Below are 24,991 nucleotides of genomic sequence, written 5' to 3' on the forward strand. Positions count from 1 at the left end.
CGAAGGAGGTGATGAGGGCTGTTCGCGGACGGGAGGTGGAGGTCTTCCACGGCGCGGGCCGGTCAACGAGTCGGAGCGGTGCGTCCTTCGTGGCCAGCTTGGGATCGAGCTGCTCGGGGTTGAACAGCGTGGGCGCGATGCAGCCCTTCTCGAACTGGAGCAGCACCTTGCACAACTGCGAGAACCCGGAAGCGGCTTCGAGGTGTCCGAGGTTCGGCTTCACGCTTCCGAGGAAGGGCTTCTGCGCCCCGGCGTGGCCGAAGAGCTGACTGAGCGCCTCGACCTCCAGCGCATCGCCCAGGGACGAGCCGTTCGCGGCCGACTCCACATAGTCGATCTCGCTGGCCGCGCACCCCGCGCGCGAGAGCGCCCGGTCGATGACTTCGCGCTGCCGGGCGAGGCTCGGCACGCTGTAGCCGTGGGTCAGGCCGCCGTGGTTGAGCGCGCTGCCGGTGATGACGCCACGGATGGAGTCACCATCGGCGAGCGCCTGCTCGAGCGGCTTCAGGAGGATGGCGGCGACGCCCTCCCCAGGAACGAAGCCGTCTCCGTCTTTCGAGAAGCAGCGGACCTGTCCATCCCCGCTCGCCATCCGCATCTGGCACAGGTCGATGAAGTTCCGAGGGTGCAGGTAGAGGTTGACCGCGCCAGCGAAGGCCACCTCACAGTCGCCGCGACGGATGTGCTCGCAGGCTTCATGCAATGCCGTCAGCGACGAGGAGCACATCGTGTCGACGGCGAGGCTCGGGCCCTGAAGATCGAGGCTGTAGGAGACCCGGTTCGCGAACGAGCCGAACGAAGTCAGCGGCAGTCGCGCGCTCTCGAGGTCGTCGGTCAGGTGCGTGTGGAGCGCGAAGCCGGACTTCGTCACTCCGACGAAGACTCCGACGTTCCCCGCATGCTTCCGCCGCAGCGTGCTCCGTGAGTACCCACTGTCCTCCAGGGCATGCCAGCAGCACATCAGCATCAGGCGTTCATGCGGATCGATGTCGCGGGCACTGCTCGGAGAGATCCCAAAGAAGAGGGGATCGAAGCTGCTGAAGTCCTCCAGGAACGCTCCGTGCTTCAGGTAGCTCTTGACGGTCCGGAGCGCGCGATCGCGCGAGGGCTCGTAGAACCCGTCCAGCGACCATCGCTCGGGAGGAACGGTCTGGATGTGGCACGCGCCATCCACGAGGGTGCGCCACAGTTCGTCGGGTGTCGCACCCCCTGGGAAGCGCGCCGACACGCCGATGATTGCGATGTCGTCGCGGGCTCTGGCGGGGGCGCGGACCGGGGCCGCCGGTCGCTCTTGGACCTGCTCCGCGATGCCGCCTCCCGTCCACGTGATGCACTCCTCGGCACGTGTGGAAGCCAGGTGCGCGGCGATCGCCGTGAGGCTTTGATGTTCGTAGAAGAGCGTTCTCGGCAGACCGCCGAAGGCGGCCGCGAGCCGGTTCATGATCTCGCCGATGACGATCGAGTCGATGCCGTACCCGTCCAGCGGCTCCTCGGTGTCCAGTCGGGCTGGGTCGAGCTGGATGACGTCCGCGACGAGCGAGCGAACCCGGTCCAGGACGCGGCCTCGGAGGTCTTTCTCACGCGTGGCGGACGCGGGCGCGCTCTCCCTCTCCGCGATGGGTGCCGGAGCGGTCTTCATCCCGGTGGCGAGCCGTGCCTCCACGACGGCGCGGTACCCGTGGACCACGCACGCGTAGGTCACCCGTGCGCGCAGGAGCTCGACGAGCGCGTGGATCCCCTCCGCCGCGGGCATGGCGACGACTCCAAGCTCCGACCGCAGCCGTGCCTCGTGTGAGGCGTCGAGCTTCATGCCGCCGTCTTTCCAGAGCGGCCAGCCGACCGAGAGCGTGTGTCCCGCCCGCGCTCCGGATGCCACCCGCTGGTTTCGCAGCTCGGCGAAGCCGTCCAGGAACGCGTTGGCCATCGCGTAGTCGGCCTGTCCCACGTTCCCCAACGCGCCTGCTCCGGACGAGAACAGGATGAAGAAGTCGAGGTCGAGATCGCGCGTCGCCTCATCGAGGGCCACGACCCCCGACACCTTGGCCGCGAACACCGAGTCCAAGTCCTCTCGGCGCTTGTTCCGGACGAGGCTGTCGCGCGTCACTCCCGCGCAGTGGAAGACGCCGTGGAGCCCGCCATGTTCCTGGGTCGCGAGCTGGACGAGACGGCGAACGTCGCCTGGGTGGGAGACATCGCATCGCTCGTAGCGGAGCGTCACGCCGGGCGCGCTGAGTCCATCCAATATGTGCTGAAGCTCGGGCCCGGGCTGGGAGCGGCCCGCGAGCAGCAGGGTGACCTTGCGAGTGGACCGCGCGACTGCCTGGGCGACGAGCCGGCCGATTCCTCCCGCGCCCCCTGTGATGAGGTAGACGCCGCCTTCCTTGAACGGAGTACCGACGGAAGGGGGCGCCACCTTCGCGGGGGCCCAGTCCGCTCCTTCCGCGCGGCCCGCGCGCCAGCGGATCTGAGTGGTCGCGTACGCCCTGGCCTCGACGAGCTTTGCTCGCACCTCGGCCGGTGAAGCCTCCGAGGGGACGCGGACAATCTGTGCCCGGAACCTCGGATCCTCCTGGGCGGCCGTCTGCAGGAGCGCACCGACTCCCGCGGTGAGCTCGGACTCGGGCGTCGCTCGGATGACGAGTTGCACCAGGACGGGTTGCTCGCGCGGCCCGGCGAGGAGGGCCTGGGTCTGCGTGAGACCCTGCGCCGCGAGGTCGCGGAAATGTTCGGCCGGGTTCACCGCCGACGAAGACAGACGCGAGACGTGAAGGCGCGGACCGCTCGCTCCGGCTGCGACGTCGAAGTCCCCGGGGAAGTCACACAGCAGCGCGTGCTGCTCCACGTCTCCTGGTGTGGACGAAGAGCCCGCGGGGACCCAGCTCCGCTCGAAGCACATCGTCTCGGCGCGCGGCGAGGGCTCTGCGGTCCGCGAGGCCGGCGACACCGGCATGTCGACCCAGCACCGCTCCTTCGCGAAGGCATAGGTCGGGAGGCGGATGCGCGTGGGGGAGCGACCTCGGAAGACCTGCGTCCAGTCAATGGTCTCACCCGCCACATACGCCTGCGCGATCTCTACGCCTGCGCCCCCGCTGGCGGATGGACTCCGATTCGGCCGCGAGCCCTTCGCGCGCCCGCGATGGCATCCCTGCGGTACGTCGCCCGCGGTGAGCGCGCCGAGGATCCGCTCCAACTCGGAGAGGTCGCGCGCCATGAACGCCAGTCGCTCGCTCAGGTGCGTCCGGCCCGCGAGCGAGAAGGCCACATCCTCGAGGCGTGGTCGGGGACTGGCTTCCTCCCGACCCTCCGTGAGGAAGCTCCGCAGATTCTGGACGGCCGCCTGGAGCGACTCGGGAGTCTTGGCGGAGAGCACGATTGGCAGAGGCTCAGTGGCCCGCTCCGGGCGTCCGGCGGGTGATGTCTCGGGCCACTCGTCGACGACGAGGTGGACATTCGTCCCCGTGGCGCCGAAGGCGTTGATCGCCGCCCGTCGCGGAGTGCCCGCCGGCACCTCCCAGCTCCGCAGCGCCGTGTTGACGTAGAAGGGACTGTCGGCGAGCTCAATCTGCGAGTTGAGGGTCTCGAAGTTCAGCGTGGGTGGGAGCTGGCGGTGTCGGAGCGCGCCCAACACCTTGATCAGCGCGACGACGCCGGCGCCAAAGAATGCGTGCCCGATGTTGGTCTTGACCGAGCCCAGCGCGCAGTAGCCGCGCGCCTGGGTGAACTGACGGAAGGACTGGGTCAGGGCCCGCACTTCGATCGGGTCCCCGAGCTTCGTCCCGGTGCCGTGGGCCTCCACCAGGCTGATGGTCTCTGGGTGGATGCGGAAGCGGCGATACACCTGCTCTTGCAACTGGCTCTGCGACTTCGCGCTCGGCGCGGCGAAGCCGTGGGTCTTGCCGTCCTGGTTGATCCCCCACCCACGGATGACCCCGTGGATGCGGTCTCCATCGGCCATGGCTTGGCGGAGCGGCTTGAGGACGACGGACGCGACGGCTTCTCCCATCACGGTGCCGTTCGCGCGCTCATCGAACGTGTAACAGGTGTCGTCCGGTGAATAGAGCAGCGACTGGCTGGAGGAGATCAGCATGTTCGGCGTCGTGTAGATGCCTCCGCCGCCCGCGATCGCCACGGAGCATTGCCCCTGCGAGAGGCTGTCACACGCCATGGCCACCGCCGCCAACGTCGAGGAGCACGCGGTGTCGACTGTCAGCGACGGTCCGACGAGGTCCAGGAAGTAGGACAGCAGCCCGGCGGCGGTGGCGTCGGTGGGCGCCATGTAGGTCGGGTCGCCCTGGCCAATCCGGTAGGCGTAGTCCCCCTTCGCGCACGCGAAGACGCCCCAAGGTTGGCCAGCGCTGGCGGGGGCGGAGTACCCGGCGTCCTCGATCGCCCGCCATGACTCCTGGAGGAAGATTCGGACGCTCGGATCCAGCAGCGCGGCGTCGCGCGGCGTGAGGTTGAAGAACAGCGGATCGAAGCTCTGGACATCGGAGAGGAAGCCGCCCTTGCGCGCGTAGGTCTTTCGCGGGGTCTGCGGCCGAGGGTCGTAGTAGTCCTCGATGTTCCATCCGCGATCCGACGGCGCGGCGCGGACGCTGCCGAGGCCGTCGCGGATGTTCCTCCAGAACTGGGAGACGTCGTCGGCGTCGGGGAATCGCCCGGACATCCCGATGATGGCGATCCCCTCCAGGTCGTCGGGCGTGCTCGCCACGGTCCGTGGCGCCGGCGCGCGCAGCATGTGGTCCGCGATTCGGTTGGCGATCGCGCGGCTCGCCGCTTCCGTGTTCATCAGGTCGAAGTGGTTCGCGCCCGGGACGAGATGGGTCTCGAACCCCGGGAGCACCCGGCCCCATGCCTGGAAGAAGGGCGCCATCGAGCCACGGGCCCGCTGGACCGAGAGTAGGTAGTCGGGGTTGTAGACGTCCGGTGAACACGCGTGGGCGCTCTGCGTCCGCAGCAGAACCGCGACAAGTCCATCGGCCCCGGACAGGGGACTCGCGCGATAGCGATTGAGCGCCTTGAGGTTGGCGAGGTGGATGTCCGCCATCGATCGCAACGTGGCCGCCAGGCCCTCGGCCTCCTTTCGGACACCGGTGTGGCGCACGAGCTCCACGAGGTGCCGCGCGAGCTGCTCCAGGGGGACTTCGGCGACACGATCGGCGCGGATCTCCAGGTCCGCCCACCGGAGCTGGCCCGCCGCCTTGCGACGCCGGAACTCCGGGTCCATGTGCAGCAGGGTGATCATGAGGAAGTTTGCGTTCATGATCAGGTTCTGCCGAGCGTCGGAGTCCCACAGCGCGGCGCCCTCGGGGTCCTCGACCACGGGGGACTCCGCGAGGAACAGCGCTCCGACGCGGCGACCCCGGGACTGCAGTGCGCGCACGATCTCGTAGGCGACCGTGCCGCCCATCGAGGCGCCGAAGAGGTGGATCGGGCCCTCGGGTTGGACCGCCGCGATCGCGCCCGCGTAATGCGCCGCCATCGCCTCGATGGAGCGGAGTGGCTCGTCATTCGCGAGCCAGCCGCGTGCCTTGATCCCAAGGACCCGGAAGCGGCGCTCACTCGCATCGGCGATCTTCTGGTACAGCCCGACGTCGCCCGACATCGGATGGATGCAGAAGAGGATCTCGCCTTCGCCCTCGAGCTGGAGCGGGACGACCTCCGGGTGGCCCCCGATGACCTGGGCCACGTGGTGCTCGAAGGGAGTCCGAGCGGGGGCGGGCGGAGCCGCGCTGCGCTTCACCGCAGTGGTGCGCTCGGCGATGTAGCCCGCGAGGGCGCCGAGCGTCGGGTAATCGAAGACGAGCGTTTCGGGCAGGCTCAACCCGAGACGCTGCGCCAGCGCCTGCATGAACTTCACGACCCCGAGCGAGTCCAGTCCGAGTTCCTGGAACGTCGACTCCGCGTCGATCTCGACCTCGCCGTCGAGGAGCAGCACCGACTTGAGCTCGCTGACAATCGACGCCCGCACTTCGTCCGGCACACGCTGCGTGGGACCCCTGCTCGACGAGCCCGGGGACGCTTCCGCATCGGCCGGGAGCGGCTCGTACCAGAAGCGGCGCTGCTCGAACGGGTAGGCCGGCAGGCGGCACCGGCGCGGATGGGGATACAGCCGCGCCCAATCGAAGGTGTCGTGTCCCTGGACCCACCATTGGGCAAGCGCGGGCAGGTCGCGTCGCTCAACCGCGGCGTCGAGCTCCGCTTGGCTCGTTTCCGCGTGGCCCTTCGAGTCACCGCTGGAGAGACCAGGAACCTCCTCACCGGCGGCGATCAACGTGAGCATGCGCACCGCGCTCGCGCGGTCCTGCGCGACGAAGGCACGCCGCACGCGCAAGGGCTGGCGGCCCGTGGCGAGGGTGTACGCCACCGCATCCATCGGGACGTCGGTCGTCGCCAGGTGGCTCGCGAGCCGCTCCGCGATCTTCCGGAGCTGCTCCGTGGTGCGCGCCGACAGCGGCACGAGGTGAGCGCCCGCTGTCTCCAGGCTCGCGGGAGGAGACGAAGACACATGCTCCTCCACCACCACGGCCGCATTCGAGCCGCCCGCTCCCACCGACATCACTACGGCGCGGCGAGGCCCCGAGGACGGGGCAGGCCATGGCCGAGACGCCGTCACGAGTTCGAGGCCCGCGCTGTTCCAGTCCAAGGCAGGATTCAGCCCTCCAGGCCCGAGCCGGGTCGGCGCGAGCTTCCGGTGACGGAGTTGCATCACCACCTTGAACAGCTGCGACAGTCCCGAGGCCGCTTCGAGGTGACCGATGTTCGGCTTCACGGTGCCCACGAGGCATGAGCTCTCCCGCCGCTCACCCAGCGCGGCGCGGAGCGCATGGAACTCGTTCGCGTCGGCGAGGGCGGATCCGTTCGCCGCCGACTCGACGTACTGAATCTCGTTGGAACGGGCGCCCGAGCGACGGATCGCCTCGGAGAGCAAGTCCCGCTGACTCGCGAGACTGGGGACGGTGTACCCGTTGGTCCTGCCGCCATGATTGACGGCCGTGCCACGGATGACGGCTTCGATCCGGTCGCCGTCGGCCATCGCCGCGGACAGCGGCTTCAGGACGACCGCCGCGGCTCCTTCACCGGGGAGGAAGCCGCGCCCAGTCGCGCTGAAGCACTCGATCGTGTCGCCCGGAGTCAGCATCCTGCCGAGGCACAGATCCGTGAACGTCCTCGGGTGCAGGTACAGGTTGGCGGTCCCGACGATGGCGACCTGGCAGCTTCCCCGGCGCAGCGACTCGCAGGCCTGATGCAGCGCGGTCAGCGAGGACGAGCACATCGTGTCGATGGCCATGCTCGGACCGTTGAGGTCGAGATGGTAGGACACCCGGTTCGCCATCGAGCTGAAGGATGTGACGGGCATCCGCGAGTTCGCGAAGGTCGAGCCGCGATGGGTGTGCAGGTTGAATCCTGCCTTGGTCACACCAACGAAGACCCCCGTCGTGCCCTGGTGTCGGCGCAAGGTCCGTGGGGAGTAGCCGGCGTCCTCCAGCGCTTCCCAGCAGCAGGTGAGGACCCACCGCTCCTGCGGATCCATGTCGCGAACATCGAGCGGCGAGATGTTGAAGAAGAGCGGGTCGAAGTCCGCGAAGCCATCGATGAACCCGCCGCGTCGACAGTAGCTGCGAGCCAGGGCGACGGCGCGCTCCGGGTCCGGCTCGTAGAAGTCCGCGAGCGACCATCGCTCCGCGGGAACATCCTGGAAACAGGCGCGGCCCGCCTCGAGGTGACTCCAGTAAGCCTCAATCGAGTCGGCCTGGGGGAAGCGGCACGACAGGCCGATGATGGCGATGGGATCGTCCGCTGATGCCACGACGCTCGGGCGCGGAGCCGGAGCCATCGGTGCGGGAGCCATCGGTGCCACGGGTGTGGACGAAGACGCGGACGGCGAGAACCGCTCAGCGGCCTTGTCTCCGTGCTCGGTGAGGAGATGCTCGACGAGCGATTCGATCGTCCGGTGCTCGAAGAAAAGATTGGTGCTCGTTCCGGGGAAATCGGCCGCGAGCCGGCTGTTGATCTGGCTGAAGATGATCGAGTCGAGGCCTTGCTCGTCGAAGCCCGCGGACGGGGCGATCTCGTCGATGCTCACCTTCAACACGTCGGCGAAGAGCTGGCGAAGGTACCGCGTGGCCGTGGCGCGCATCCCTTGCGCAGCGGCCGCCGGTGCCGGCGTGGGCGCCGTCTTCTTGGGCGCGGACGTGAGCACCTCGCCGTGTTGGACCACTCCGTCGCTCTGCGCGATGACGAGTTGCTGGCCGAGACCGTGGATGGGGGACGCTGGGAACGTCACACCGGCGAAGTGCTCGGCGGCGAGCGCCTGGCGCCATCCGTCGGGAGTGAGGCCCGGTGAGCCCGGCATTCGCAAGGGAGCGTCAACCGCGTTCCACCACCCCTCCAGCAGTCCGAAGGTGATGTGAGCGAAGAGGTTCCGGTCGCTGATCTCGTTGAGCGCGACGAGTCCGCCGTTGCGCAGCACCGTCTTGAGGTTGCGCAGGGTCGCTCGGATGTCAGGCGTCGCGTGAATGACGTTCGCGGCGACGAGCACGTCGTAGGTCCCGAGCTCGATCGACTGCGTCGACGCCGCCTGCGTGATGTCGAACAGCCGAGGTCTCAGGTAGGGGTACCTGGGCTGATAGGTCCGCTCCGCATGGAAGAGGAACGCCTTGGACACGTCCGTGTACGCGTACTCGCCAACGTGCCGGGCCATCGGTTCGAGGCGCTTGAGGATCGCCTCGCTCGTCCCGCCGGTGCCCGCGCCCACCTCGATGATCCGCAGCGGGGTGGAGGGGTCCACCTCCAGGCGGCGAGCGAGGTATGTGGCGACAACATCCGCGAGGGCGGCGTTGTAGTGATCCGCGCCACGGTTGTGCTTGTAGATCCCCTCGACGAGCGCCATCGAAGCGTTGGGGAACATCACGCTCGTGGCGCTGCGCCGCCCGAGCAAGATGTCCGGGAGCGCGCGGAGGCACGCATCGGCGAGCTGGGCTCGCGCGGGGAGCTCCGGGTGCGTGCGCACGCCCTCCACACTCCGGTCCCAGCGGTCCCATCGCTCCGCCAGAGGGGCGGTGTCGGGCCCTGACGGGACGAGTTCGAGGGCGGTCTCGTACCAGCGCCGGTACATCGGCGAGAGCTGGCTCACCCGCGAGCGAAGGCCGGGCTCATGCAGGATGGCCCCCAGCAACTCGCCGAGCCGTTGCATCAGCTCCGCGTTCGCGGCGAGGGAGCCCTCGAACTCCCTGGCAAACTGCTCGTGGGCCTTCAGGTCCGCCGCCGAGGGTTGCGGGACGCCCGGGAGAACGGACGGGCCGGGCAGGACGGTGAGCCGCCCAGGAGCGAGGATGCCGTCGAGGGCATCGGTCCGATTCGTTCGGACCACGACGAGGCGGTTGAACGGCCCCGCGATGAGGTCCTGGAGCGCGCCCATCCCGGGCTCTACTTCGAGCGGTGCGATCCCGCCCTGCACCAGCCGCTGCTTGGCCTGGGGGGCGAGCGCGGCCCCGGTACCCACTGACCAGTATCCCCAGTCCACCACCTTGACCGGACATGGCCACTGCGCCGCGAGCCGCTCGGCGAAGGCATCCTTGAAGCAGCTCCCGGCGGCGTACCCCGCGAGCCCGCCTGCCTTCTCGAACGCCGCGATCGAGGAGAAGAACAGGGCGAAGTCGAGCTTCTCGGATCCGAACACCTGCGCGAGGCGCACGGAGACATCGACCTTGACCGAGAGGATCTCCTGGAAGCGGCCCTCGTCGACCTCCGAGATGCGCTGGTCGAAAACGCCGACCGCGGAGTGGACGACGCCGTGAATCTCCGAGAACCGGCTCTTGATCTGCCGGTGCGCCGCTTCGAGTTGGCCGCGATCCGTCGCGTCGGCGCGGATGTACACCGGGCGCGCGCCGAGCCTCCCGAGCGAGTCCAATCTGGCTCGAAGCTCCGTGTCTTCCTCTCGGCGGCCAATCCAGACGAGCTGGGCGCGGTAGCGCTCGATCATCCAGCGCGACCAGAGCTCACCGATGCCGCCCGCGCCTCCGACGATGACGTAGACGCCGCCGTGCTTGTACGGGGGGCCGCCGCGCTCCAGGCCGTCCACGCGGGCGAGCTTCAGCTCGTGCCAGCGGCCCGCTCGAAGTGCCAGCGCGTCGCCGCGCGCGCTCCACGGCAACTCCATCCATGCGCGGGTCGTGAAGTCGAAACCCGGTTCGACATCCAGGAGGCGCACCCGCCACTCGGGATGCTCCTTTGCGAGCGAACCCACGAGCCCGTGGAGCGCCGCGTGACACGGATCAACCTCGTCGCCGCTCGACACCGCTTGTCCGAGTGTCGTGACGAAGGTCCAGTGGATGGGACGTGACGCGACACGCGCCGCGAGGCACGCCCGTACGAACCGGAACACGCCTCGAAGGATCTCGTGGCAGCGAGCGATGGTGTGCTCGGCGGTCACGTCGTTGATCCGAGGGGCGTCGGTAATCCAGACCACATGCGCCGGGAAACCCGCCGAGCCCAGCGCCTCCTCGGGGGAGGGCAGGTGACGGAGCCCAGAATGGTGTCGCCTCAGCGCATCGGCCTGCTCGCGGGTCCCGCCGACGACGAGGACCTCGCCCGATGTCTCCTCCCTGGGAGCGGGAAGCAAGTCGATGGGGCACCAGCGCGGCGCGAGGACCCGAGTCTCTCCCGCGTCATCGGAGCGGGGCGGTGGCACCGGAGCGGCGGAGCGCTCCTCGGATACCCAATAGCGCTTCTCCTCGAAGGGGTAGGTCGGCAGGCTCACCCGCCGGCCCTTCGTGGATCCGGGGAGCGCGCTCCAGTCGACCGCCCCTCCGTTGATCCATCGCTGGGCAAGCTCCGGCCAGCCCCGCGAGCCCTCCGCATCGGTCGAGGCCACGTAGCAGCCCGCGCCGCCCTTTCCGTCGCGCGCGAACTCACCGAGCGCCGCACGCAGGGCCACGAGGTCGCTGGCGAAGATCACCAGCCGCCGCTCCATGGCCTTCCTGCCCCGCTGCAGCGTGAACGCGACGTCCGTGGGGGACAAGGAGGAGCCGTCGGGCCCGGAGAGGAACGCAGCCAACTCGCTGGCATATGCACGGAGCCGCTCGTCGGTCCGGGCGGAGAGGGGAAACGGTATGGGCCCCGTGTCCGTGGGGCTCGGGCCTCGGACCTCGCGATGCTCCTCGAGGATGGCGTGGGCATTCGTTCCGCCGATGCCGAGCGAATTGATCGCCGCTCGCCGAGGGCCGGGCGACGCAGGCCAGGGCCGGTGGTCGGTAACCACGAAGAAAGGCGTCCGCGCGAAGTCGATCGCGGGGTTGGGGCGCTCATAGTGGATGGAGGGCGGAATCTCGGCCTTGGACAGACACAGGCTCAGCTTGATGAGCCCCGCGAGGCCCGCTGCGGCGTCAAGGTGGCCGATGTTCGGCTTCACCGAGCCGATCCCGCAGTACTGGGTCTTGTCCGTGTCGCGGCGGTAGGCCTCGGTGAGCGCTTTGATCTCCACGGGGTCGCCGAGCTTCGTCCCCGTGCCGTGCGCCTCGACGTAGGTGACGGTGTCGGCGGTCACGCCGCTCCGCGCGAGGACCTGCTCGACCAGCCGCGATTGTCCCGAGACGCTGGGCGCGTGGTAGCCCATCTTCTCGGCGCCGTCGTTGTTGATCCCGGTGGCGCGCACGAACGCATAGATGCGGTCACCGTCCGCCAGCGCGTCCGAGGCTCGCTTCAGGAGGACCACGCCTACGCCCTCGCCGGGCACCATGCCGTCAGCGTTGGCGTCGAAGGCCCGGCAATGGCCATCGCTCGCGAAGTTCATCCCCTCCTGGAACACGTAGCCAATGTCAGATGACCGCAAGGACGAGATGCTGGCCGCACCGACCAGCGCCAATCGCGCATCTCCGGCGCGCAGGGCCTGTGCGGCGGAGTGAAGGGCGACCAAGGACGAGGAGCAGTTCGTTCCCACGAACACGCTCGGGCCTTGCAGTCCGAGGTGGTACGAGATCGTGGTGGGGATCGTCCCCGCCTGGGCGTACATGAAGCTCACCAGGCCCTCGGAGTTGCTTCGCTGCTCCGCCGCGGAGATGACGGGGGACAGATAGAGCGCGTTGGTCGTGGCGACGTAGACCGCGGTGTCCGGAATCTCCTCGGGGACGTAGCCCGCGTCCTCGATGGCCTTCCACGCATGCATCAGCAGCAGGCGGCCCTGCGGGTCCATCAGGGTCGCGTTCTTCGCGGGGATCCTGAAGAACCCCGCGTCGAAGTGCTCCTTGCCACGGAGGCTGTACTGGACCGGCACGTAGTGAGGGTCCTGGATTGTCGCTTCGGACACTCCGGCCGCGCGCAACGCGTCGGGCGAGAACCAGGTCGCGCTCTCGCGGCCGTGGCGGAGGTTCTCCCAGAACTCACGGGGGTTGTTCGCACCGGGGAGGTTGCAGGACATCCCGATGATCGCGAGCCGCTCGTCCTTGTCTGTGGCTCGCCCAGCGTCGTCGCGAGCAGGGGGCGTTTGTCCCCGGCTCACCGGGGCGACGGGAGCAGATGCGGGCGCGTTGGCGAGGACATGCGCGGTGAGCGCCGCGATCGTGGGGCACTTGAACAACGTGGTGACGTCGACCTCACAGCCGAAGCGAGTGGCGATGCGGTCAGCGACCACGACGGCAAGCGCTGAACTTCCGCCCACCTCGGCAAAGCGATCGGTCGTGCGGATCTCCGAGGTGCGGAGGACGTCGCGCCAGATCTCCAGGAGCGCCGCCTCGACAGCCCCTACTTGCTCCGGCGTCGACGCTGACTGCACGGGCGAAGCGACCGTGGCCGGAGCCGCCAAGGGCTCGCGAATCGGGAAGCGCCGCCGCTCGCCATCTGCGGGGATCCGCGTGGGGTCGGCGAGCGATGCGTCGAGGAGCTGGAGGAGATCCTCCATCACCTGTTCGAGGGTCGTCGCGTCGAACAGCTCGGCGTCGTACTTGAGGTGGAGGCGATAGCGTCCCGCCTTCTCGACAATCTCCAGGCTCAACTCGTACTGGCCCTCCTGCACGAGGTCGTCGAGGAGCTGGATGCCGAGCTCCTGTTCGAGCCGTGCGAACGGGAGATCCTGGTACACACACGCGACCTGAAACACCGGTGGGGTCGCGAGCGGCTGGCGCTTGGCGAGCTCTCGGACGATGGCCTGGAACGGGTAGTCGCCGTGATAGAGCCCATCGAGCAGGGCGGACCGTGCCCGCTGGCTGGTGCCCAGGAACGAGCGCGCGGCGATTCCACGAACGCGCAGCGGCAACATGTTCATGAAGCAGCCGATGGCGTCCGTGAACTCGGGGGGACGGCCACGGCCGGGGACCCCGATGATGATGTCATCCAGTCCCGTGTAGTGATGGAGCAGGGTCGCGAAGGCGGAGAGGAAGATCGCGGGCTTGGAGACGTTCTGGCTCCGCGAGAACTGTTCGACCGCGGCCGCGCGTCCGGGTTCGAGCCACCGGGAGACGGTCGCACCACGCACGGATGGCTTTCGCCCTCGCGGCCGGTGGGTCGGGAGCTCCAGGTGGGGCAGGGGGCCGTCGAGTTCGGCGAGCCAGAAGGCGCGGTGCTCATGTCCCGAGGGCCCGTCGACCAGGTCCCGTTCCCAAGCGGCGAACGCCGCGTGGTCGGCGCGAGGGGGCAGCAGGCGGGGAACCTCACCCCGCACGAGGCGCGCATACTTCTCGAAGAGGGACGTCAGGAGCGGTGGCGTCGAGTAACCGTCGATCAGCGCATGGTGCACGCACATCAGCACCCAGCTGCGCGCTCCGCTCTGGCACACATGGATGCGACACAGCGGCCCGCGCTCGAGCGAGAAAGGGCGGTTGGCGACGCTCCGAAGCCGCTCGCGCGCGGCATCACCATCGAGCACCGCCTGTTCGTACGAGAACGCGAGCTCGGGCTCGGCCGGCGTGAGTTGGACGGGAGCGCCACGCTCTTCGGCGAAGGTGCTGCCGAGAAACGGATGTTCCTCCAAGAGCAGGCGGCAGGCCGCCTCGAACTTCTCGATGTCGAGATGTTCGAGCGTGAAACCGATCGAGGCGTTGTAGGCCGTCGTCGCGGGTGCCATCCGCTGCAGGACCCAGAATCCGGCCTGCCGATGCGACAGTGGCACGCCGTGGACCTCCTTCTTCCGTCGGAGGTGCGCCTTGAGAACGTCCTCATTGATCTGGTCGAGCTTGAAGGCCTGGAGCAGCTCGGCCCGTGAACGTCCTCGGAGAACGCGTTCGCTCTGCCGCGGCGGCTCAATCGGAAGAGGCTCGGCGCTGCCTTCGAGCGCCGTCCGAAGCTCGTTGAGGAAGCGCGCGGCGAGCAGGCCATCGGCCATGCGATGATCAAAGGCCAGGATGAGATTGGCCTGCCCGCTCGGGCGATGCATGCCGATGCCCAGGATGGCCGATTGCATCGCGTTGAGGACCGGGCGGAACTGGAGGACGCCCTCGCCGGACAGGTCCGTCAGCGTGAAGGAGCCGTTGCTGCAATCGCGGCTCGAGAGTTGTCCCTTCGTGTACTTCAGGATGCAGGCGCGGACTTCCTTGGCGACCTCCAGCAGCGCGAGCCGGTCCACGTCGCGGACGACCGGCACCTCGATCCCCTGGCCCGTGTTCAGGACGAAGCCGATGTTCACGGACTTGTATCGGTGCGGGTGGCCTGCCTCGAAGACGCCGTTGAATGCCGGGTAGCGAGGCAGGAGCTGACCGCACAGGTGGAGCACCACATCGCTTACGGTCAGTGGGTACTGGTGCAGCTCGGACAGCCGGGTGAGGTTCCGCTGCAGCCTGCGGAAGTCCACGGGGACCACGACCTCGCTCGGGACGACCGAGGCACTGGTCGAGACCAACGCGCGAACCTCTCGCCGCTTGGACGCGGTGAGCTCGAGCCGTTCGAGGTTCGGGGGAAGGGACGCAGCGGGCTCCTCGGGTGCGCGCGGCGGGCGTTCAGTCCGCGTGCTGCTCAAGGCCATCGCGCGGACCTCGTGCCGCTTGGACGCAGTGAGCTCGAGCCGTTCGAGGTTCGGAGGGAGGGAAGCAGCGGGCTCCTCAGGCGCGCGCGGCGGGCGTTGAGTCGGCGCGGGAGTCGCGGCGGTCGAGCGCTGCTGGAGGAGTCGCTCGACATCCTCCACCGCGATGCGGGCCGTCCCAGGGAAGTCCGCCTCCGACAGCCCATGTTCCTGGATGAGCTTGCGCGCCTTCGCGGTCACCTTGACGAACTCGGCGGTCGATGCCGAGACGTCGCGGTGCAGTCCCCGCCGCTCGTCCTCGCTCAACGGAGCATCGCTGACCGTGGCCATGAGCGCGCCGATGGCCACTTCGGTGCCAGCCGCGTGCTCGGGGTAGAGGTAGCCGGCCGCGGTCGCGGTGACGTCGAGCGTCGCCTTGGACGTCTCCACCACCGCGATGGGCGTGCCTTCTTCGACGCGGGTACCGGGAGGAACGGACCACTCGACGATGACGGCGGTGTCGTCGTTGGCGTTGACTCGGGGAACGAAGATCTTCGTCAGCACGAGAACACGTCCAGGCAGAGTGCGTGCAGCTCATCGGCACTGGGCAGCACCTGCTCCTCAAGCGGTTTCGAACAGGGGATGGCCATCGGTCTCGCCGCGAGCCTGCGGACCGCGAGGGGTGTGCGCTGCGTCCACCGCGCGCTCACCATGGCGATCACTTCGGCGCCCAGGTCGTGACCTGAAGAACCTTCCTCGACGACCACGAGCCGTCCGGTTTGGCGCGCGGAGCTGAGAATCGGCTCCGGGTGCAGCGGAGAGGCCTGAAGGACGAGGATGACCTCGACAGCGATCTCCTCCTCTTCGAAGAGCCGGGTCGCGACCTCCTCGGCCAGATCGCTCGTCTGGCCGAAGGCCACGAGCGTGATGTCGGGAGGACCGGCTGGGCGCAGCACCGTCGCCGGATAGGATTCAGTGGTCTCCAGGAGCGAGTGATGCAGGGGCGCGCTCCGGTCACCTCGCCGCGTGTACAGCAGCTTGTTCTCGATGACGATCGCGGGCGTGGTCGACCGGGTCAGCAGGGTGTCGTAGAAGGCGCCCACTCGCGTCCGGCCGTGGAGGATGAAGAGCTCCGTGCCGGGGATCCCCGCGAGGTGCTTCTCCAGGGACTGGCTGTGGGTGGGGCCGTAGCCCCGCCGGCCACCCATGGGCGCCCGCAAGACGACGCGCATGCTCCGGTCGTCTCCGTACATCAGCTTGAACTTGGCCGCGTGGTTGAGGATCTGGTCGAAGGTCAGGGTGATGAAATCGCCGAACATGATCTCGGCGACGACCGGAGTCCCCATGAGAGCGAGGCCATTGGAGAGGCCCGCGATCGCGGCCTCGCTGATCGGCGTGGTGAGGACGCGACCCGGAAACCGATCCGATAGGCCACTGCAAACCTTGAACGCGCCACCGTAGGGCGAGTGGATGTCTTCGCCCATCACCACGCCGCGCGGCTCGCGTTCCAGGAAGCGCGACAGCGCCTGGTTGATGGCCTGTGCTTGAGGGAGTGCCTCGAAGGACACCGGAGCGGTGGAGACCACCCCGGGCGCGGCCGCAGGCAGCGTGAGCGTGCTGACCGGCTCATCGAGAAGCGCGGTGGCGATGGCCAAGGTTTCGGCCTCAATGGCATCCATCCGCGACCGGACGCGCTCGTCCCGTGCATGTGCCCGCACGAAAAGAGTCAGCGGATCAATGTCCCGGTACGCCGAGATCTCCGAGGGCTCTCGGTCGTCGTCGCCCTTGGAGTGCGCCTCCAGTCGATACAGGCGAATCCGCAGCATCACCGCTCGCGATTCACGACGGACGCGCGCCACGGCCTCCCGCACGGTGTCGTCGAGATGCGCGAGGTCCCAGATGGAGGCCTCGAGATAAGGGATGCCGAAGGCCTCGGCGCGAGCTGAGTAGCTCCCCGCGAGTGTTTGGTGTGACGCGGTGGATTGGGCGTAGCCGTTGTCCTCAACGACAAACAGGACCGGCAGTTCCCACTTGGACGCGAGGTTGAAGGTCTCGTACACGGCGCCTTCGCCGAAGGTGCCATCACCCAGGTAGACCACGCTCATGGCGCCGTTCGTCGCGAGCCGATGGTGGAGCGCCACGCCCGCGGCGACTGGGACGATTCCCCCTTGGATGCCATTGGAGAAGAAGCCGTCCGCCGACAGGTGCTGACTCCCTCCCATCCCGCGCGAGACGCCGCTCGCCTTGCCCATCACCTCGGCGATGAGGCCGCGAATGTCACCCGTCCGAGCGAGGTAATGCCCATGGCACCGGTGGTTCGAGAGCACCACGTCCCGGGCCTCGAGGTACTTGGCCACCATGACCGCGGAGAATTCCTGGCCGATGCAGGTGTGGACCGTGCCGAAGACCCGTCCTTGCCGGAACAACTCGAGCAACTTCGTCTCGACGGTCCGCAGCATGAACGCCTGGAGGAACTCCGCCTCAAAGCGCTCGAAGAGGATGGGGAGCGCGTCCACGCTCGTTGTCGCGGGCGGCATGATCGATGGATTCGGGGCTCTCACGCGCCTTGCTCGTCGAGCAGTGCTTCCAGTTCCTCGAGTGTCATGCGGCCTTGCTTGAAGCGTGACAGGGGATCCGCCTCTCCCTGCTCTTGGGCCGGAGCCTTCGGTGGGGAGGGAATCGGATCCGCGGAAGGCCGCACCGTGAACCGCCCGGGGTGCTTCGCCTCGAGATGGTCTGCCAGCTCGGCCAGGGTTCGGTGATCGAACAAGACCGACGGGAGGATGCGGAGTCCGGTCCGTGCTTCGAGTCCTTTCACGACCGCCACCAACTCGAGCGAGGTCAGCCCCAGCTCGGAATAGCCCCGCTGAAGATCCGAAGACTCGACTGCTGTGCCTCGGCGCTCGGCGACGAGCTGAAGAAGGAGCGCTCGTGCTGTCGTGGCTGGCACATCTCCGCGCGCTGGAGGCGGAGTCGCGCGCGCGGTGGACTCGGGAGCAGGCGCGAGCACGCGCTCCGCCGACGGCGCGGTGTCCTCATGCGGGTGGCGCGGGCGCGGGAGCGGGAAGCGAGTCCGGCGGAAGCGATACGTGGGAAGCGAGAGCCGCCTCACCGGAAGTCCCTCGAACATCGCTTCGGCGTCGAAGTCCTGCCCCTGCACCCAGAGTCGGCCGAGCTCATGCCAGGCACGCTTCCGGATGCACTCGGATGCGGTCGGGCCATCCACCGCGACGTCGGAGGCGGTGAGAATGGATGGATTCTGCTCGCCAGCCAGGAAGTGGTCGAACAGGCGAATCAAATCGTCGAGCGTCTCGACCACGAAGCCGGCGCGAGCGGGGAACGCCTGTCGCCCCACGATGAGCGTGTACATGATGTTCAGGGGCGAGTAGCGCTGCGCTCCAGCGCGCTGGCGCACGCCAGACTCTTTGAAGAACCAGAGGTAGGTCTGGATCGTCTCGCGGAGCTGCTCCGGGGTGCTGGAGGAGAGCAGGATCAGATACTTCGCGAAGGCGCGGTGGACGGTCGGCGGCGCGTCCTCGGGGGCTTCGAGGATGAGGTGACCGAGCATCCCGCCCGTCCCGGACGAAGTGATCGAGGCCCGCAGTGGGATGTCGACAGTCGAGCCCAGGATGGAGAGCTGTGGCTTCCAGGGCCTCGGTTCGGCCAAGAAGAAGAACGGCGAGGGTTCGAACTCGATGTTCGGGTTGCGCTCGCCAGACACTTGCGTGGGGAGCAGGGTCCGGGTCTCGAACTGGAGCAGCACCTTGCTGAGCTGAAGCAGGGTCGAGACGCTCTCTCCGTGGCCGACGTTCGACTTCACCGAGCTGATGGCGCAGAAGCCGGTCGCATCGGTGGAGTGCTGGAACGCCCGGCTCATGCCATCGAACTCGATCGCGTCGCCCAAGAGAGAACCGTTGGCTGCGGTCTCGGCGCAGCTGATCGTCGCCGGGTCGATCTTCGCGCGGTCGAAGCTCTCGATGAGGAATTGAGCCTGGCGTGCCGCGCTTGGGGCGGTGAACCACGAGGTTCGACCTTCCTGGGCGACGTGGCTCGACTTGATGATGCCGTAGACGTGGTCGGCGTCATCCCGCGCGGAGTCCAGGGGCCGGAGCATGAGCGCCACCACGCCCTCGGCGGGAATCCATCCGTTGTCCGCACCGTACGGACGAGACCGTGGTTCCTCGGAGGGGCTCATCATCGAGGAGGAGGTGGAGTAGTGGTCCGGGTGCATCAGGAGGTTCGCCCCGATGACCAGCGCCCGCCGACACTCGCCAGAGCGAAGGGCCTGACAGGCGAGGTGGATCGCCATGAGCGAGGAGCAACAGCCCGCGTCGACGGTGGTGTTGATGCCTCGGAAGTCGAAGAAGTACGCGAGCCGCGAGGCCAGCGCGTACAGGTGCGTGCTCTGGGGGATGAGCTTCTGGTAGTCCGCGTAGGTCAACCCCGCGAACACGCCCACGTCATGCCCGAGCTGTGACGGGCGGTATCCCGCATCCTCGATGCAAGACCAGGCCACCTCCATCGCGATCCGCGCCTGGGGATCGAGCATGGCCAGGCCATCCGGATCGACGTCGAAGAACCCGGCGTCAAAGCAGTCATAGTCGGGGACGAACGACCCGTGTCGGCACCGCGACTGATGCGCGACGAACGCTTTCGAGGCCGCGTCACCGACGAAGTGCGCATGAGACCAGCGCTCGGCGGGAACCGGCTCGACGAAATTGTGATTCCTTAACAGCCCTTGCCAGAACGTATGGTGTTCATGGGCCTGCGGGAAGCGGCCGCTCAGACCAACAATTCCAACGTCCAAGAGTCAGCCCCCGAGGTGAACAATCGACGCGAACCACCATCACTGATCAGAGCCTACCACTCCGCGACAATTCAGAGTCAATGTTGTGAATAGGTGGTCCGGGAGGGTGTCCTCTGGGGTTTGGAATTCAGGGCCGAGACGTCAAACCCAGGCGGCGTGCCATGTCTGACGTGAAGACCCCTTGGGGGTCATATTTGGCTTTGGCCGCGAGCCAGCGCTCGACCGCGGGGTACATCGCGCGGAAGGTGGAGGCTTCGACGTAGGAGTCCTTGCCAAGATAGACACGCCCACCCGCGTCCAGCACCATCGCGTCCAGCCTGCGCAGCAGCGTCACCGTGTTCTTCCGAATGGGAAAGTCGATCGCGAACGTATAGCCCTCGCGAGGAAAGGACAGCACGCCGCCGCTTTCTTTTCCGAGGCGTTTGAGCACGTTGAGAAAGGGCAGTTCTCCCGACGAGAGGATGGTGCCCAGGATTTCGCGCATGCGGCGCAGGCCATCCTCGAGCGGGATGACGAATTGATATTGGGTAAAGCCGCGCCGGCCGTAGCCGCGGTTCCAATAGGCAATCTTGTCGAGCGGGTAGAGGAACCCTTCGTAATGGCCAAAGGCGGGCGCTCCACGCAGGAGCCATTGAATGACAGCGTTGACCACGCGAATCGTGAGCCGATTGAGCGTGAAGTTCGGCAGCTCGAATGGCACCGCGAGCTTGGGCGGACCCGACACACGCAGTGGGTTGGCGGCAAGGCGCGCGGGCAATTCGGCGAGCGTGGCGGGCTCGCCAACCGACACCACGCCACGGCCGAGCCGTGCGCCAGTCGCCATCACATCCAACGTCGCCACCGACCAGGAGAACGCGCGATCGTTCTCCTCCAACGCGGCCAGCATGGCTTCGAGGTCCTTCACGGGCACCGACTTCTGCCGGAAGTAGGTGGTCTCGATCTTCTTCAGACGGATGCGCGCGTTCAGCACGGTGCCCAGCAGGCCCATGCCGCCGAACGTCGCCCAGAACAGGTCGGCGTTTTCATCGCGGCTCGCCTGAACGACTTCGCCACTGGCGAGGAGGACGGTGATGGCCTCGACGCAGTTGCTGAAGCTGCCATGGGCGTGGTGCGCCTTGCTGTGCACGTCATTGGCAATGCACCCGCCGACCGTGACGAACTTGGTGCCGGGAGTGATGAGGGGGAACCATCCGCGAGGCGCGAAGTCGTGGATGATCTGTTCCAGGCTGACGCCGGCTTCACAGGTCAAGACGCCGGTATCGGCCTCGAATCCGAGGTAGCGATCGAGCCACCGCAGTCCCAGCACCTGCCCGCCCGCGTTCAGCGCCGCGTCGCCATAGCTGCGGCCGAGCCCGCGCGCGATCGTGCCCGAGCGATCCATCACGGACGCCACCTGCGCGGTCGACGCCGGTTCGCGCAGCACGCAGTCGACCCGGAGGTTGTTGCCCCAGCCAGAGAGTCGAGCTGTCGCCGGATGATTCACGGCCGCGGACCTTAGCCGTGCCGGTATTCCACGAAAAGCCGAGGAATGGCTTCTGACGAGGAAGAAGACGCCGAGGCGGGCTCCGGCAGGCGCCGAAAACGGTTCATCCCCGTAAGCACCTGTGCTTCAGGCTCCTACGGAGCTGTTCCAGTGTCCCAGCCGTCAACTACCCATTACGTCGTAGGGGTTACCTATGACCGCCGAACATGGGGACCCGCTGGCTTTGGACGGCCCCCAAAAGCTCAGTCACTCCAATCGCTTATAACGTGTGCTTCCGCGCCCAAGGACTCCAGGACACTGGCCTTTCAAGCCGGTAACACGGGTTCGAATCCCGTCCGGCTGGATCGGCACGTGGGCAGGTGGTCGCACTGGTGTATCCCCCAATTCAAACGGACTGGGCTTGATCCACCTCACTGGACACCAAGGAAGAGGCAGGTACGGTGTCCGATATGAAGGAAGAGGAGAAGCCGCGACGTCCACGGCGTAGCTACACGGAGGAGTTCAAGGCCGTGACGTTGGCGCTCGAGAGCTGAGGCGCGCTGGATTGACCCACCCACTACCGGCGGCGGGGCTTCGGTGGGGGATCCAACTTCGGGCCAGTCTCAGCGGCCATTAGCGGCCTCGCCGGACCGTGCCGATACTCCTGCGTCGGCAGTTGAACCACGCTGGTCGGAGCGTCCGGGCTCGCAGGCGCTGGCGCCCCCAATAGTCCGTCCTCGGCCCAGGTTTCACAGAGTCGCTCTGCCTGCTCCATCACCGTCTGTGTCGCCACTTCCTGCCGATCCGGCGGGTACTTGTACTTGCGGAGCAACCGCTTCACCAGGGTTCGGAGCTTCGCCCGGGCGGTCTCCCGCTGTGCCCAGTCGATGGTCACATTCCGGCGGATGATTTCGGTCAGTTCCCGGGCCATGGCCTTCAACACCGGCTCGCCCATGAACTGGAGCGCGGCATTGCTCAGGCCGAGGGCATCGTAGAAGGCCAGCTCGTCGTCGGAGAGTCCGAGATCGTCGCCACGCGCCTGGGCCTCACGCATCTCATGGGCGAGCTTGATCAGCTCGTCGATCACCTGTGCGGTCTCGATGGCCCTGTTCCGGTAGGTCCGGAGCGCGCGCTCCAGCATCTCCGAGAAGTTCCGGGACTGGACGAGGTTGGTCCGCGATCTCTTCTTCAGCTCGTCGTTCAACAGCTTCCGGAGCAGCTCCAAGGCCAGGTTTCGCTGCGGCAGGCCGCGCACTTCGGCGAGGAACTCATCCGAGAGGATGCTGATGTCCGGCTTCTTCAGGCCGGCTGCCTGGAAGATGTCCACGACCTCTTCGGATGCGGCAACGGCGCGGCTAACGATCTGTCGGATGGCGTGGTCGAGGTCTTCCTCGGGCTTGGCGTCCACTGCCGCTCGCTTCACCAGCGCCGCCTTTACCGCCTGGAAGAACGCCACCTCGTCGCGAACCCGAAGAGCGTCCTCGTGTGGCACTGCCAGCGCGAACGCGCGGCTCAGCTCGGTGACGGTCTGGACGAAGCGGTCCTTCCCGTCCTCTTGCTTCAGGATGTGCTCCTGTGCAGTGGGCAGGAAGTTGAGCAGCACCTTTGGCGCGCTGAGCGCCGCCTGGTAGTCGAGACCATGGAACATGGCCTGGCAGACCTCGAAGCGCGCCAGCATCGCTGCCACGGCCTCGTTCTGGTCGATGGCGGTGCTGCCCTTGCCACCGGCCTCCGTGTACGTGGCCAAGGCGGACTTGAGCTGATCAGCGAGGCCCAGGTAGTCCACGACGAGACCGCCTGGCTTGTCCCTGAACACCCGGTTCACGCGGGCGATGGCCTGCATGAGCCCGTGACCGCGCATCGGCTTGTCCACGTACATGGTGTGGACGCAGGGGGCGTCGAACCCGGTCAGCCACATGTCCCGGACGAGGACCAGCTTCAGCTCGTCCTTCGGGTTCTTGAAGCGGGTCGCGAGCGCCTCGCGACGCCCCTTGCTGCGGATGTGTGGCTGCCAGTCCAGTCGGTCCGACGCCGAGCCGGTCATCACGACCTTGATGCTGCCCTTTTCGTCATCGTCGCTGTGCCACTCCGGCCGCAGTTTGGTCAGCTCGCGGTAGAGGTCCACGCAGATCCGCCGGCTCATGCAGACCACCATGGCCTTGCCTTCCATGGTCTCCAGCCGGCGCTCCAGGTGCCGCACCAGGTCCTTGGCGATGACGGCAAGCCGCTTCTCGGTGCCGACCACCGCTTCGAGCTGGGCCCACTTGCTCTTGAGCCGCTCCCGGCGGACCTCCTCCTCCCCCTCCGTGACCTCGTCGAACTCTTGGTCGATGTTGGGACGTTCCGAGTCCTGCAGCTCCAACTTGGCGAGGCGCCCCTCGTAGTAGATCGGCACCGTGGCGCCGTCCTCGACGGCACGCTGGATGTCGTAGACGCTGATGTACTCGCCGAACACCGCCCGGGTGTTCTTGTCCGTGGTCTCGATGGGCGTGCCGGTGAAGCCGATGAAGCTGGCTCCGGGGAGGGCGTCGCGAAGGTGACGGGCGAACCCGTCGATGAAGTCGTACTGGCTCCGGTGCGCTTCGTCGGCGACGACGATGATATTCCGGCGGTCCGAGAGCAGCGGGAACCGGTCGCCCTTCTCCTCGGGTGCGAACTTCTGCATGGTCGTGAAGACCACGCCGCCGCTGTTGACCCGCAGCTTGTGCCGGAGGTCAGCGCGGTCTACCGCCTGAACCGGCTTCTGCCGGAGTAGTTCATGGCAGCGGCTGAACGTCGCGAAGAGCTGGTCATCGAGATCGCTCCGGTCGGTGAGAACCACCAGTGTCGGGTTCTGCATGGCTGGATGCAGAATGACCTTGCCGGCGTAGAAGGCCATGGTGAGGCTCTTGCCGCTGCCTTGCGTGTGCCAGACCACGCCGACGCGCCGATCTCCTTCCGGCCGTGCGGCTTGAACCGTGGCCTCCACCGCCTGCTGCACGGCATGGAACTGATGGTAGCCGCCGAGCTTCTTCACGACCTCCGCGCCGTCCTCCTCGAAGACAACGAAGTGCCGGATGAAGTCTAGGAGGCGGCGCTTCTCGAAGACGCCCCGGACGAGGACCTCCAGCCCGAGCAGGTTTGAGGGCGCAAGAGCCTCACCCTCGATGGTCCGCCATGGGGCAAACCGCTCCCGGTTCGCCGTGAGCGAGCCAATGCGCGCATCCAGGCCATCGCTGACGACGAGGATCTCGTTGAAGCGGAAGAGGGACGGAATGTCCTTCTTGTAGGTCTGGAGCTGGTGGAAGGCCGTCCAGATGGTGGCGTCCTCGGCGGCGGCGTTCTTCAACTCGATGACGGCGACGGGGATGCCGTTGAGGAAGACGAGGATGTCGGGACGGCGGTTGTGGCCCGCCTCGACCACCGTGAACTGGCTCACCACCAGCCAGTCGTTGTTGTCGGGGTCCTCAAAGTCAATCAGCCGCACCCGATCCCCGACGACGCGACCGTCCCGAAGGTATTCGACCTCCACGCCATCGACGAGAAGCCGGTGATTCCGGCGGTTCTCCTGAACGAGGGAGGGGTGCTCCTGAATCAGGACCTTCCGGAGCCCCTCGTCCAGAGCCGCTGCCGGCAGCCCGGGGTTTATCCGCTCCATGGCGGTCCGGAGCCGGTTCACCAAGGTGACCTCGCCCAGGCTCTTGCGATCAGGCCCAGGCTCGTTCTTCTGGGCGACGACCACCGAGTACTCCAGCTCCTCGAAGTACCGGAGCGCCTCTTCTTCTGCGACAAACTCGGTGAGTGTCGGGCTCAT

Annotated in this window: 5 protein-coding genes (1 of these 5 only partly in view); all 5 read right to left on the bottom strand. The window is 67.3% G+C overall.

What is annotated here, in order from left to right; all coding sequences use genetic code 11:
- A protein-coding gene (locus JGU66_23980; GenBank protein ID MBJ6763844.1) for an SDR family NAD(P)-dependent oxidoreductase crosses the window boundary here: on the bottom strand, nucleotides 1-15,493 show its 5' portion. The gene continues 6,530 nt to the left of window position 1, outside the view; only the first 15,493 of its 22,023 coding nucleotides appear in the window; the start codon lies at nucleotides 15,491-15,493; its stop codon lies beyond the left edge, outside the window.
- Nucleotides 15,487-17,466: a hypothetical protein gene (locus JGU66_23985; protein ID MBJ6763845.1), complete on the bottom strand. Its 1,980-nt coding sequence runs from the start codon at nucleotides 17,464-17,466 to the stop codon at nucleotides 15,487-15,489. Before JGU66_23985 ends, JGU66_23980 begins: the two co-directional genes overlap by 7 nt.
- A 20-nt stretch (nucleotides 17,467-17,486) precedes the next feature.
- A complete protein-coding gene (locus tag JGU66_23990) occupies nucleotides 17,487-19,736 on the bottom strand; it encodes a hypothetical protein (GenBank protein ID MBJ6763846.1) in 2,250 nt (749 codons plus the stop codon).
- A 127-nt stretch (nucleotides 19,737-19,863) separates the two neighbouring features.
- Nucleotides 19,864-21,219 (bottom strand): FAD-binding oxidoreductase, encoded by a 1,356-nt coding sequence (locus JGU66_23995; protein ID MBJ6763847.1) that lies wholly within the window; start codon nucleotides 21,217-21,219, stop codon nucleotides 19,864-19,866.
- Between the two features lie 556 nt (nucleotides 21,220-21,775).
- Nucleotides 21,776-24,991 carry a type I restriction endonuclease subunit R gene (locus JGU66_24000; protein MBJ6763848.1) on the bottom strand — a complete coding sequence of 1,072 codons (3,216 nt, stop codon included), beginning with the start codon at nucleotides 24,989-24,991 and terminating at the stop codon, nucleotides 21,776-21,778.

This window comes from Myxococcaceae bacterium JPH2, from assembly GCA_016458225.1.
Taxonomy (GTDB): domain Bacteria; phylum Myxococcota; class Myxococcia; order Myxococcales; family Myxococcaceae; genus Citreicoccus.

Excerpts from the sequence above, each read along its gene's own strand:
- JGU66_24000 (MBJ6763848.1), bottom strand. The coding sequence starts at position 24,991 with ATGAGCCCGACACTCACCGAGTTTGTCGCAGAAGAAGAGGCGCTCCGG.
- JGU66_23985 (MBJ6763845.1), bottom strand. The coding sequence starts at position 17,466 with ATGCCGCCCGCGACAACGAGCGTGGACGCGCTCCCCATCCTCTTCGAG.